The sequence below is a fragment of the Frankia sp. AvcI1 genome (assembly GCF_001420875.1).
GTDB lineage: Bacteria > Actinomycetota > Actinomycetes > Frankiales > Frankiaceae > Frankia > Frankia alni.
The window spans coordinates 235,162-248,069 of the sequence record NZ_LJFZ01000009.1 but is presented as its reverse complement, the minus strand read 5'-3'; the positions used below and the strand labels follow the sequence as shown (position 1 = coordinate 248,069).

Here is a 12,908-nt window from a genome sequence, read left to right as displayed (position 1 = left end):
GGCCGGGATGCGTTCCGTGGGCGTGCCAGGGTGCGAGGTTCCTTCACCTTGATACGCCGCCGGGAACGCTCCGACCGTCCGGCCGGGATGCGTTCGGAAAACGGAAAGGGGCACCGGGCTAGGTGCGCCCGGTGCCCCTTTCGGCTAGGTGGCGTCAGTCGTCGGGAAGCGCTCCCGTCCGCCGGCGGTTGCGCCGCGTGGCGCTGTAAGCGAGCATCTCGCGCGCTTCGTCCAGTCGCTGTGTGAGTTCCTGGAGTTCGGACAGGGCAGCGTCACGGGTGCGCCGGACGGCGCGGCGGGACCCGTACTGTCCGCCGTAGAGTTGCTGTGCCGCGTGGGAGAGCGCTCCGGCCCGTCCGATGTCGTCCGCCTTGCTGCCTTCCGCGAGGACCCGATCCAGGACCGGGAAGTCCCGACCGTCCCCCCATGCCGAACCCCACACAACATCACTGTGACTGGCGAGGTAGCTTCCCACAGCGACGAATTCAGCGTGTGCCACGCCGCGCATGAACTGCTCACCCGGTGTCGCGTCGATTTCGTCGGGATCATCGTCCGACCGGAAGCCGTTCCGCATGGCTGCATCCTTCACCGCCCAAGCCATGATCATCTTTCGGTCTGCGACGAACTCCCGACCCTTGTGCGTCACGTAGAGCCAAGAATTCGGCTCACGGGTCGCGACCGACAGGGAGGCAGGCTGAAACCGGCCGCTGATCTTCGCGAGGTTCTGGGCGAACAGGAGTACCGCATCCTGGGTGACGTCGTCGCTGATGTCCGCCGTGCCGTACTTGCCGAACGGTCCGCCCGCAATCGTGGCGTTACCGTCCATCCGCTTGCGCGACCGGGTGAAGTTCACCTTGCGGCAGTACTTCCGCGCGATAGTCCGGATCTCCCGCCAGTCACTCTCAGTGACCCGCGCCATGTCGTCCGGCCGGACGCGTGAGCCCGGAAGCGCGGACGGCGTGTCCGACGTGAAAACGGCATTACCCATGACAGACCTTCCTTACAGGGGAGTGGTTCCCGGGGAGACTCTCTCACCCCCGGTGCCGATACCTAATTCTCCGCCTATACACGCCCGAATACAACCCCCATTCGTCCATCGATTCAAGATTCTTTTTAGGGGATTGTCGGACCAGAATCGCCGGACTGTCGACAACAGTGAAGGCGAAAGAGGGAAAGCGAGAGCAAAGGGAAGGCGAAAAGCAAAGACAAAAACCAAGAATAGAAGCCAAGAACAAAAACGGAAAGAACAACCACACAAGGGGCCGGTCTACCATCCGAAACCACAGATACTGAGCAGCCAGCGAACGCCAGNCGCCCACCGCATCCCACCCGAACGGGCCCGACCGATTATCAGCTCGTTACCTCGCGTCACAGTCTTGGCCCACTTAGGTACACCCAGCAGGCTTCTGACCTGCGCCACTGTGAGACGATCAGGTACTCGCTAAGCAGGTACGCGGTCAGGCCCCTGGTCGGGCCTGCGGTCAGGGCCTCACACAGGCCGTGTCCCGACCGTCACACTGCGCTTTCTGGGTGGGTGCGCCGACCGCCGAAGATCCCCACCCTTCAGCGACCGGATTTCTGGGCCGGATAGGCATGCGGTATCGCCGGCGGGCGAACGCGAGGCGTGTGGGGCGACACCGGGAGATGTCAGGGTCCGCGGATGGAATCCGCTCCCATCCGCAGAAGAATGCCCCATGGTTTGCGTCGACCAGCTGCCGCGGTACCGGCGTCAACGGCAGGCTCCTGTACGAGCCTATTGTCGGCGGAGCTCTTCGGTTAGAGAGAGGGCTGGTCCTTCTCGACGAGNTCGGCCAGTTGGGCCAGGGTCATGCGGGTGGCGATTTCGGCTTCGGCGGCGGGTATGGCGTCCGGGATGCCGTCGTGGGCGACGAGGACGGTGGTGGCGCCGGCTGCGGCGTCGCTGAGGGTGATCGTCACCGTGACGGCCGCGGCCGGGCCGTCGGTCTCGAAGACGAGCTGTTCGACGACCTGCGTGTCGGGGACGAGCCGCAGGACGCGGCCGTGGTAGGTGCCGGTGCGGGCAGCGATGGTGGTGGCCTGGGTGGGCTGGTCGCGGATGAGGGAGATCCGGAAGGTTCCGCCTTCGCGGCCCTCGAAGGTGTGGACCTGGGCGCGCATCCCGACCGGGGCCCGCCAGCGGGCGATCGCGTCGGGATCGAGCAGCGCGCGGTAGACCGCCGGCCGCGGCGCCCAGATGCGCCAGCTCACCCGCGTTGCGTACACGTCTTCGACGGTAGGCAGGCGAGNCGGACACGTCGCGGCGGGCGGCCCAGTCTCGTCTCGTCGTGGGACAGCTTGACGTGACGTGCACCATGTCCGCCTGGGACAGGGGATCACCCTGGAACCGGCCTGCCACCAAAGGTGACGACATCTTCGCAGNNAGGAGGGGCGTCGTCGCGCGATCGAGTTCGTGNGGCGNTCCGGTGGACCAGTGGCGGGCCGCTCGTGACATCGCCGAATCGGATTGTCATGTTTATGCAGATGGTGCAGCCTTGGGTGAAGTTCCCGTCACGCAGGGATGCGGGCATCCGCGCCCTGGAGGGGGTCGCTGCGCGGCGAAACGGTCGACACAGACCCGCCTGGTCTGTGGATCTTTCCGTGGGGGTTTGTATGACACTCGATGGGGAGCTGTCTGATCCTGATCGCCGCATCCTGTTGCACGATCTGAGACTCACGCTGGCGCCTGAGTGGCTGCCGGACGTGCTGGTGGNCTTGTCACGCGAGCCGATGTCGTACACCGGCCTGCTGGGCACGCTGCGCTCCTACGAGGTGGCCCGGGGGCGGCGGTGGGCGCAGCCGGTGATGCGGGATTCGGTGTTGCACCGGACGTTGCGCTGGATGCAGGACCGTGGGCTGGTCGAACGCGACCGGGGGCAGGAGTGGCCCTTCACCGCCGTCTACCGGCTGACACCGCCAGCGATGGACCTGGTCGGGCTGGTGCTGCCCATGGCGGAGTGGGCCGCGGCGCACGAGGATTTGCTGGAGCTGGACCGGCGGATCTGGGCGGAGCGGCGCCGGCGCAGGAAGAACAGCAGGAAGGCCCACCGGTCGAGGTCACGCTGAACGACTGTCCCGCGGGCCGCGCTGCATCAGCTGCTGGAAGAGGCGGTCGGTGTCGACGGNGGNCTGCTGGTCGAGGTCGGCCAGCGCGTCGACCAGTTGGCCGTAGGTGATTGGGATCGCGTCGTGTTTGCCGAGGTGAGCCTGGGTGCGGGCGATGTGGCGGTAGAGCTGCTCGTTGCACGGGTCGAGGCGGCGCAGCGTGTCGAGCAGGTCCAGACGCTCGGGGGNGTCCTCGCCGACGGAGGCGATGATGCTGGTCAGCGCATCGGTCACCTGCCGGCGCAGATGCTCCCGGTGGGCCTCAGCCCAGGTGCCGGTGAGGTCCTTGGCGAGGTGACCGGTGTAGAGGCCGGTCAGCGGCAGGATCGCGGCGATCTCCTGCGTGGTCGTCGTAGCCCGGCGGCGCGCGGCGAGCGCGTCCTGGACCTGCCAGAGGTCGACGGTGAGCAGGTCGGCGCGCAGCCGCCAGCGGCCGTCGTCCTGCTCGAAAAGATCGTCGATCGCCCCGCCGGTGGCGGTGCGCAGGGCGCGGCGCAGCGGGCTGAGAGCGGCGTAGAAGCGGTTGTCGATCCGGTGGCGGGGTTCGCCGTCGTCGGGCCAGACCGCCTCGATGAGGGTGTCGCGGTGGACCCAGCCGGAATGAGCGGCGAGGTAGGCCACGATTTCACGGCCCTTGATCCCGATGCCCTCGACGGCCTGGAAGTCACTGTCTGGCATTGGCCGGTAGGACAGCTGCCATCTACCGAACAGGGTGAGCAGCAGCGGCGTGGTCACCTCCGGCAGCCGCGGCGACGTCGCCGGCAGCGCGGCGGCCGGCACCGGCGGGGACGGCGCTTCCTCGGGCTCGGCCGCGGTGGCGCCCCCACCATCGCCAGATGGCCGCTCCTCCGGCTCCGGCCGCTGCTGCGCCTCGCTCGGGCCCTCGACGTCGGCCCTCGGGCCGCCGACGTCGGCCGGAGCCGGACGGGCGCTACTGGGGGGCGGCGCGGAGGTGGGGGGCGGGGGCGGGGGCCCCTGGGTAGGGTTTGCCCGCCGGAACTCCTCCTGGTTGGCGGCCGGCGCGTCGGCGTCGGTGAGCAGGTCGAGCAGCTGGGCGGTGTCGGTCTCCGGCAGGGTGAACAGGCGGCTGCCGATCAGCGTGGCGGCGATGTCGGGGCTTGCGGCACCGACGACACCGTCGGGTCGGACCCGGGCTGTCGCGCCGGGCCGCCACTGCCCGTACAGGATGCCGACGACACCGAGCGGGGAGCCGTTGTCGAGCACGGCCTGCAACCGGCGATCCGACGTCTGGTCGGGGGCCGCGACGACGACCAGGGGGGACCGGCGGGGGTCCTCCCCGGCTGCGGCGAGCCGTGCCCGGGTGACGACGTCGGCTTCGAGGCGGTCCAGCAGTGTGGCCAGGTCGGCGACGACGTGCAGCCGCTGCGGCGGTGCGGCGGTGGTCTCCTCGCCCAGCATCCGGTGCACGTCAGCATTGGGGATGAGGATTTCGACGGGGGCGGCGTCGGGCTGGTGACGTTCGGCAAGCAGGGCGACGAGCAGGGCGCGGATCGCCGGGTCGGCGCCGGGTCCGATCAGGCCGAGGCCGCGGGTGGCGGCCAGGTCGAGTGCGAGGGGCTGGCCGTCGCTGGTGGTGCCGACGACCCGGGTGCCGGAGGGGGCGGCGTGGGCGGTGGCGGTGGCTGCCGCGTGGCGGCGGCCGGTGACGTGCGGGTCGCCGGGCGGGCGCACGATGACCAGCTCGCCGTCTTCGTCAACGTCGGCGGTGGCCCTGTTGTAGGCGACGGCGAGCTGGCGGATGACCGGCGCCTCGTCGAGGTCGTCACGGTCACCGCTGCCGGGCACGTAGTGCCGGCGGCGCCACAGCCGCACGGAGAACAGTGCGACCACCAGCAGAGCGACCGCACCTACTCCGAGGTAGCCGCCGGAGGGGAACGGGACCCCTGGTGCCCGGGACGGGGCCGGGGCGGACGGGTGCGCAGACGGCACCGCCGGCGCGGTCGTGGGGTCGGGCGAGGCCGGGCCGGCAGACGGGCTGGCGGTCGCCGGCGGCGCGGCGCCGCCCGGGGTGGGTGCGCTGGCCGCAGGGGTCGAGGGGGCGGGCGGGCTGGTCGCGGGCGGGCTGGTTGCCGGCGAGGTCGACGGCGCAGGGCCGGAGGGCGCTTCGCCGGTCGGGGGTGTGGTCGCCGGGCTGGAGGGTGGCCGGCCGGCNGGGGGTGGGGTGGTGGCCGGCTGGTCGGGCAGGCGCAGCACCCAACCGGGGCGGATCAGGCCGGGCTGGGTCAGCGCCCGGCCGTCGGCCTGGACGACGCCGTGGTTGAGCGCCCAGATCTGGGGCCAGCGGGCGCCATCGCCCAGGCAACGGTCCGCGATCCTCCACAGCGAGTCGTAGACGCCGTTGGCCGGCAGCTGCACGACCACCGTCCCCGGCGCGGCGGCCGGCAGCGTGTCGGTCACGCTGGTGGCGGCGACCGGGACGAACCGAGGGGCGGCGGGCGCGGTGGCGACGGCCGGCGCCGCGACCGGCCCGCCGGTCGGGGTGAGGGGGCCGCGGGACTGAAGGACGGCGAGCAGGACCGCGCCCAGCAGGAACGTGGCCAGNCCCCGCATCCCGCCGACAGGCAGCGGTGGGCTGTGCGTCGGCCAGCGGGCGTCGCGGACGACGTCGGGTACCGCGAGGACGACCGAGACGGTGAACGCGGCCCACAGCGGCCACAGCAGGACCGCGAGGATGTCCACCAGCAGCGTGTCGTCCATCGGACCGGTCAGCCGCGCCTCGATCTCGTCCCAGGACGGCAGATGGTGGGGAAGCGGCCAGCCGATGAAATGCGCGAGCCCCCACGGCAGTCCGACGATCAGGGCGATCAGCGCGGCGAGGGCGACGGCGGCGCGGACGAGGCGGCCGAACGCCAGCCCGCCGGCGGCGAGCCGGCGACGGACGGGCCGGGCCCGGATCGGCCGGCGAGGGGCGGATCGACTCATAGGGCCGCTCCGGGGGCAGGTGGGGCGGGGTGGGCGCTGCCGGTGGCGGTGACGGTGAGCGTGTCCAGGCCGGCGATGCCCAGCAGCTGGTTGTGGTGGGTCACGGTGACCGTGACGGTCACCGTGTTGTCGGCGACGGTCGCGGTGCCGGTGGCGCCGGCCTGGGCGAGGTAGGCGCGGGCGGCGCCGGCCGCTTCGTCAGGCAGGAGGCGGACCACGCCGGTTGACCGGTAGGTCGTCAGGTCGAGCTGTTGGGCGCCGGCGCGGGCGGCCTCCTGCGCGATGCCCATCGCGGTGGTCTTGTCCGCGAGCGCCCCGCCGGCGTCCAGGATCAGGCCGCCGAACATGACGAAGGCGGCGGCCAGGATCACGACGAAGACGGTGACCGTCCCCTCGTCCTGGCCATCGTCACGCGGCCGGCGGGTCACGGNGTGTCCCCACGCTGGTCGCCGTGTTGATCAACCGGGCTGGTGGCGCTGGCGTGCAGGGTCGCCGCGCCCGGCATGGCCAGGAGGGCGAGGTCGTGCAGCTCAACGGTGCACGCCACGCGGACACGCACCAGCGCTCCCGGCGCCAGCCCGGCGGGATCGGTGTCGACCGTCAGGTCGCCGCAGGTGACCCCGGCGTCGGCCAACGCGGTCTGCGCCGTGGCGAGGGCATCGGNGCGGGCCTCGGTGGGAGTGCGGGCGATCGAGGCGGCACGGGCTGCCTGGTGCGCGACGTCGGCGATCCNCAGCTTCGCGTCGCTGATCCGGTAACACAGGACCAGGAACAGCAACATCAGCAGCAGTACCGGCATGACCAGCACGAGCTCCACCGTGCCCGAACCACGATCGCTACCCGAGGAAGGGGGCGTGCTCGACGCCACGACAGAGATCATGGGACTGTGGGAAACGCCGTGCGTTCGTCCCGGCCCGCTTCGTGTGCCCTCCTGTTGCCTGGGGCGTTCGGGGTCGGTGCGGTGCGTTGAGGGTGCATCGGGATTCCTGAAGGGTCGTCGCAGAACTCGACATCTGGTCGGTGGCGATGAAGCGGGGTGCCCGTGGGTCTTGCGGTTGTCCGCTCGATCGACGCGCCGCGGCAGCTGCGTTCGGTGCAGGACGAGGAGGACTTCGAGCAGGAACTGGTGGATCAGTTCGCTCTTGCGCGGGCGGGCGCAGGCCTGACGGACGCGCATGTCGCGCGGGAACGCGCGGTCGTGTTCGAGTTCGTCAGGTTCTTCGGGCGGCCGGTGTGGGCCGCGGCTGCGGCGGATGCTGACCGCTACCTGTCGTGGCTGCGCCGGGAGCGACGACTCGGCCCGGGGACCGTGCAGGCGAAGGCGTGGACCCTGGCTCGGTTCTTCGATTTTCTGATCAGCCGCTATCAGGGCGACGTGCACGCGTTGACGGGTCACGTGCTGGTTCAGCCGATTGATGAGTTCAACCGGCCGGCGAAGGNGGACTACGGGGCCGGGCGGGTCCCGCCGAGCGAGGCGGAGATCGACGCTCTGTTCGCGGCGTGGCGCGCCTCGCTGCCCGCGGCGAGAAAGTATTTGCCTGCTGCCCGTGACTACCTGGCGGCGTCGCTGTGGCGCCGGGCTGGACTGCGCATCCACGAGACGGTGATGCTCGACATCCGCGACTGGCGTCCCGACCTCGGCACGCACGGCAAGCTGCACGTCCGTTTCGGCAAAGGCAGCAACGGCCGGGGCCCGAAGACCCGCCTCGTCCCGGGCATCGACGGCGTCGACGCGCTGCTGGAATGGTGGCTGGTCGACGTACGCCACCAGTTCGGCGAGGACTGGGACAACCCGGACGCACCGCTGCTGCCAAGCGAACGGCGCGCCCGCGGCCACGCCGGGTGCACCCGCGCCGGCGACCACGCCCTGCGCACCGGCCTGACGAAGGCGGTCGACGTCTGGCTGCCGACCTGGTCGGGGCGGCTGAGCCCGCATGGGCTGCGGCACTTCTGCGCCTCGTCGCTGTACGCCCGTGGCATGGATCTCAAGGCGATCCAGGAGCTGCTCGGCCACGACTGGCTGTCCACCACGACCCACTACATCCATGTCCAGGCCGCGCACATCGAACAGGCATGGGAGGCCGCGAACACCCGTGTCGCCGGCCGGCTGCTGGCCGGGGAGGGATGAACCAGTGCGCTGGAACCTGCGGATGAAGGCCGCGGAACGCGGCATCTGGAAGTCGACCGAGTTCCGCCGCCAGCTCGCGGACGCGGGCCTGGAGATCAGCGCGGGGAAGATGTCGGCGCTGTGGACCGGAACGCCGACCACGATCCGCCTCGACGACCTCGATGTCATCTGCGCGGTGCTTGACTGCGGCCCGGAAGAGCTGCTGATCCGCGAGCCGGAGAAGGTCGCCGCGCGCCGCCCCCAGCAGGTCGCCGAGGCGCGGCCAGCGCAGGTCCTTACGCCGCGGTGGGGCCGCAACCGCAGCCTGCCACCGGCATGAGGCAGCCCCGCCTCTGCAAGGCATGCCAGGTCAAGCCGGTCGGTCTGAAGAGCTGGTTCTACTGCTACGACTGCAAACCCGGTGGCCCGTATACGCCGCCGCCGTGCCGGCGGTGCGGCTCCACCGCCGACTACTACACCGCTGGTGTGTGCGGCTGGTGCCACTGCGGCGGCAGCTTCCGCGTCGTCGACTCGTGCCGGGACTGCTTGGCNTGGGGCGTGACCCGGACCCACCGATGGCTGTGCCACGCCTGCATCGGCTGGCGCGAGCACAACCCGACGATCGGCGGATGCCTCGTGTGCGGGCAGCTGCGGCACATCGNCAGGGGCGGGTTTTGCCGGCTGTGCTGGCGCACCGCCGCCACCGCACACCGCGGTCCCGCCCGCACTATCGGCCGGACCTACATCCCGCTCGACGTGGTCGCCCTCAACCGTGACGGTCAGCAGCTGTTCCTCGCCAACACCGAGAAGTCGTCGCGCCGACGGGGGGCCCGAACCACGCTCACCCCACCCGCCGACGCCACCTCCAGCGCTTCGGCCGCGAGCGCCCCCACCGGAGCCGGCAGCCAGCGCCGCCATCGGCAGCCCCCGTTGTTCGACAACCGGCCACCGAGCTGGATGCAACGCCACGGCATCACCGACGCCCGCGACACCCGCACCGCCCGCGCGTTGGACGCCCTCGCCGGCGAGGTGGCCGCCCGGCACGGCTGGAGCCACACCTCGACGAAACGCGTGCGGCTCAACCTCAAGGTGCTGCTTGGTCAGCGACCGCCCGGACAGACCCTCATCCGGGCCACCGACGTCGACCAGCTTCTCGAGCACGGCCTGTTCGGTGTCGACCTGACCCGGATGGTGCTGACCGAAGCCGGCCTCCTCGACGACGACCGCACCCCGGCGGTCGACCGCTGGGCGGCTCGCCTCCTGTCTGACCTGCCGGAACCGATGGCAACCGAGATGGGCTCCTGGTTCCGGGTGCTGCGCTACGGCAGCCCCACCCCGCCCCGCGCGAAACCACGTGCTGCGAACACCGCCCGCTTCTGGCTGTCCGCGGCCATGCCCACTCTCCTGCACTGGGCTGCCGGCGGCCATGACTCGCTGCGCGAGATCTCGCGCGCCGACGTGCTCGCCGCCCTGCCCGCCGATCCCACCACGCGGCCCCGCGTCGGCGGAGCTCTCCGATCGATCTTCCGCACTCTCAAAGCGCACGGCTTGGTCTTCGTCAACCCGACCGCCCGCATCCGCATCGCGGCGCCAGCGCGGCGTCAGCCCTTGCCCGCTGATCTCGCGGCCGTCCGCGGAGCCCTCGTCTCGCCGGACCCCGCCACGGCGTTGCTCGCAGCGCTGCTCGCCTTCCACGGCATCCGCGCCGGACAGCTGCGCGACCTGCACCTGACCGACATCCGCGACGGCCGACTGCACCTCGACGGCCGTGTCATCCCCCTCGGCGCCCCGGTGCGGGCACGGCTGGCGGCCTACCTCGACCATCGAGCGTTCTCCTGGCCAGGCACGGCCAACGCGCACCTGTTCATCCACCACCGCACCGCAGGTCGGACCGGGCCGGTCGGCGCACGTTGNCTCAGTATCAAACTCGGCCTCGCTGCCAAGGTTCTGCGTGAAGACCGCATCCTCGACGAGGCCCTCGCGACCGGAGGCGACGTCCGCCGGCTGTGCGATCTGTTCGGGATCAGCGTGCAGGCCGCGACGCGTTACACCGAGATCGTTGGGCATCCTGCTCTCGGTCGTCGGTTGGACGAGTAGAAGGCCGACGACGATGCCGTACCGTAGTGCTTCCGCGCTCATGACCAGCTCCCATGCCACCGCCGAGATGCTCGCCCAGGCTCGGGCACTCCGCATGNGACGCGGGTCCAAGATCCAGCACTAGGACGAGGCTGTCGACGATGACGCTGCCGCCGGAGGACTTGAACCGCCTGATTGGCGAGAGGTTCTCCTCCAGAAACATCCATCCCCTGTTTCCGTCTGCCCCTCCGACCCAAGAACAGCTCGTCCGCCTGCGGGAAATCTTCGCCGGCCGCACCCCTCCCGAAATACCGTCTAACTATCTGACGGTTCCAGCTGCGGGGCGCATCATGGCCACGGGAACCTCGACACCCTTGATCCCAAATACCTTCGCCAGGCATCCAAGCGGTTTGATCGCGCCAGCCAGCAGCAGCGCCTTCCCGAGGCCGATCGATCAGGTGAGATACTACGCGACGGCAACAGATATTCTGGGCGCTCCTATCCCTCCCGACGAGGTGGTCCGGCTCCTCGCAACAAGATCCTGCATGACATTCCTCTACTTCTGCGCAGGAATGATGATCATGCTTGAATCGCCGGGAGCCGAGCCCGGCATCGAACGTCAATTTGTAGAATCGACGTTCGGCGGCGAGGCTCTGGACCGGGCGCGGACGCTCCTCGCAGCCGACCGGAAAATCTTGAACCCCCAAGCGCTGTTGGTGCTGGCCAAGATGGCACTGATTGTCAGTCCGACGGAAGCTCCACCCGGCGAGCCAGACGACTATCGGAACGTCGTCTTCGCGATGCTTGGCGTTGCGGATCTGCTCATGGAACGGCAGTCTGACGAGCGGCCCGCGGATCGCAACCAATGGGCTGGCCTGCCGGAGAAAACAGCGCTGGACCTCACATCCAGCCTCTACTTCCACAGCGGATCCAGCAGCGCACACGAAATCGCGCACTTTCGAAGAGTCTGGCGACAGCTTGTGCCGCAACTCGTCGCAGAGAAGCCGGAACAGTACCTCGACTTCGCCGGCACATTNCGCCAGGCGACAGGCGTACCATTTGACGACCTCGTCACCGTGACCGCGATAACCTGGGCGACGTGCGCACAGAGTGGACCAGTTATCAGACTGGACGACTCGGCCACTTCGGTTCTGCCGATGGAACGCATCAGGGCTGTCTTGGACCTGCTGTCCGCCGACCGGACCACCCTGGTCAAAGAGATCAACAGCGAGGCTGAGCAGCTCGGCTTCACGTGGACCTTCTCGACCTTCAGCCGCTTTCCCCTGGTCAGGCTCGCCCAGAACACCTATCTTCTTATGTCGCCCCGCCTGCTCTCGGGTCGAGTTTTCGGCGGCCTGATCTATCACGATGTCGAACAATATGTGAGGAGGGACAAAACTAAAAAAGGCCGCCTCATCGATCTCCGTGGTGACGCCATAGAGGCATACGCAGTCGAGGTTCTCAATCGAATCGCGCCGAAAGTCGGCGACCAGCGCCGAGTGTATCTTGAGAGTGACCTCCAGCTCGCTTACGGCGAGACCCAGCTCTGCGATGCGGTAATCGACTACGAAGACACATTCATTCTGGTAGAAGTGACATCGCGGCGCCTGACCAGGGAAAGCGTGGCCGGGCATACCATCGGCGACCTTGAAAAGGACATCGAGAAGCTGTGTGGCGATAAGGCGGAGCAGCTTGATTCTACAATCCGACAGCTCCAGGAAGACGAGTCCGCGCTCACNGGTCTGCCGAACCGTCCCCGCCGCCTTTATCACCCCGTGATCGTGGTAGACGACCACTTCCCCATCTCGCCAGTCACTATGAGCGGAATACGAAGCCACATTGCGAGCAGGGGATACCTGGGAGACGATCGGATCACCCAGCTGGAAGTGATTTCTCTCGACGAACTCGACCATGTCGAAGCAGTTGCCGAGGCCGGGGGGCCGACTTTCCAGCAGCTGCTGGAAGGTAAGAATAGCGCCCGCCTGCGGGATATGCACCTGGTCAACTACATGCGCGCCGAGCGCGGGCTGGTCTGGACCATGTCTTCCTCTGTGGACCGACTCTTCTCTGAACTGCTCCCAGAAGTGCTCGATATGATGACCCCTGGACCCCAGCCTGGACCCTAAGGGCGAAACGTGCCACATTGACCAGCGTGCCCGTTTCGGGAATTTAACAGCGCCCGCGACTATTCGGACTATCTGGTAGCGATGAGTGTACATATATATTGGGTGGTAAGGCCCGTAGATCGGTCGGCATCCCATGGCCATCCCCGCCGGTTCGTCGCTCATGGCGTGTCAGAATTCGCGAACCCACGGGTTTCCGGCCTGCGGGCTTCGACCGGTCCGGCCGCGTGGGCATCCACCCCGAGGTGAAGCCCCGGAACGACGCTGGCGGCGGTGCCGTGGACGTGGACGGCGGCACGCACGGCGTTCCGGGCGACGGTGACCTGCGGGTCGGTGAGGCTGCCACGACCGAGCTGGTCGAGTGTCGCCTGCGCCTGGGTCTCGCCGGCGGCTGCGCTGCCGCCGTCGGCGCGGGCCGCGGCGAGCGCACGGGTGGCGGTGGCCTGCGCGACATGGNTGGCATGCGCCCAGACCGTGACCTGCGCGAGCAGCATCACGACCGTGAACAGCAACGGCAATACGAAAATCATTTCGAC

General features: G+C 69.1%; 10 protein-coding genes and 4 pseudogenes. 4 read left to right on the top strand and 10 right to left on the bottom strand.

All coding sequences use genetic code 11. From position 1 onward, the window contains the following. Positions 1–154: 154 nt before the first annotated feature. Both UK94_RS12285 and UK94_RS12280 read right to left on the bottom strand, forming a co-directional pair. Entirely contained in the window at positions 155–988 is an 834-nt protein-coding gene (locus UK94_RS12285; protein WP_055749917.1) for a hypothetical protein, read from the bottom strand. Positions 989–1,807: 819 nt separating this feature from the next. After that, the coding region (locus UK94_RS12280) for an SRPBCC domain-containing protein (RefSeq protein ID WP_235487650.1) at positions 1,808–2,229 on the bottom strand (422 nt) is incomplete at its 3' end. Positions 2,230–2,748: 519 nt separating this feature from the next. Between UK94_RS12280 and UK94_RS49270 the strand changes: the two genes are divergently transcribed. After that, positions 2,749–3,084: a winged helix-turn-helix transcriptional regulator gene (locus tag UK94_RS49270; RefSeq protein ID WP_313949490.1), complete on the top strand. Its 336-nt coding sequence runs from the start codon at positions 2,749–2,751 to the stop codon at positions 3,082–3,084. Here UK94_RS49270 and UK94_RS73605 read toward each other — a convergent pair. The 7 genes and pseudogenes from UK94_RS73605 to UK94_RS73595 form a co-directional block, all read right to left on the bottom strand. After that, positions 3,076–3,143 (bottom strand): annotated as a pseudogene (locus tag UK94_RS73605) (hypothetical protein); the annotation flags it as partial. The gene UK94_RS49270 and the pseudogene UK94_RS73605 sit on opposite strands and share 9 nt — an antisense overlap. Position 3,144: 1 nt before the next feature. Further along, a pseudogene (locus UK94_RS49265) lies at positions 3,145–3,311 on the bottom strand (hypothetical protein); the annotation flags it as partial. 1 nt (position 3,312) lies between these two features. After that, positions 3,313–4,974, bottom strand: a pseudogene (locus UK94_RS49260) (hypothetical protein); the annotation flags it as partial. Between the two features lie 322 nt (positions 4,975–5,296). Then, positions 5,297–5,499, bottom strand: a 203-nt coding sequence (locus UK94_RS49255; RefSeq protein ID WP_235487645.1) for a LysM peptidoglycan-binding domain-containing protein, incomplete at its 3' end; no start/stop codon positions are given. A gap of 563 nt (positions 5,500–6,062) precedes the next feature. Next, positions 6,063–6,494, bottom strand: coding sequence for a pilus assembly protein TadG-related protein (locus UK94_RS12265; protein ID WP_055749913.1), 432 nt, complete (start codon positions 6,492–6,494; stop codon positions 6,063–6,065). A gap of 236 nt (positions 6,495–6,730) precedes the next feature. After that, positions 6,731–6,798, bottom strand: a pseudogene (locus UK94_RS73600) (pilus assembly protein TadE); the annotation flags it as partial. A 1-nt stretch (position 6,799) separates the two neighbouring features. Next, positions 6,800–6,946, bottom strand: a 147-nt coding sequence (locus UK94_RS73595; RefSeq protein WP_268761315.1) for a TadE/TadG family type IV pilus assembly protein, incomplete at its 3' end; no start/stop codon positions are given. Positions 6,947–7,600: 654 nt separating this feature from the next. Here UK94_RS73595 and UK94_RS34650 point away from each other — a divergent pair. Next, positions 7,601–8,194: a tyrosine-type recombinase/integrase gene (locus UK94_RS34650; protein WP_235487641.1), complete on the top strand. Its 594-nt coding sequence runs from the start codon at positions 7,601–7,603 to the stop codon at positions 8,192–8,194. 4 nt (positions 8,195–8,198) lie between these two features. Beyond that, complete coding sequence (locus tag UK94_RS12250; RefSeq protein ID WP_055749910.1) at positions 8,199–8,513, top strand: helix-turn-helix transcriptional regulator; 315 nt, start codon at positions 8,199–8,201, stop codon at positions 8,511–8,513. A 1,574-nt stretch (positions 8,514–10,087) separates the two neighbouring features. Here UK94_RS12250 and UK94_RS49245 read toward each other — a convergent pair. After that, positions 10,088–10,330, bottom strand: a 243-nt coding sequence (locus tag UK94_RS49245; RefSeq protein ID WP_235487600.1) for a hypothetical protein, incomplete at its 3' end; no start/stop codon positions are given. Positions 10,331–11,988: 1,658 nt separating this feature from the next. Between UK94_RS49245 and UK94_RS49240 the strand changes: the two genes are divergently transcribed. Further along, a partial coding sequence (locus UK94_RS49240) for a hypothetical protein (RefSeq protein ID WP_235487598.1) occupies positions 11,989–12,375 on the top strand: 387 nt, incomplete at its 5' end. Positions 12,376–12,908: the final 533 nt, after the last annotated feature.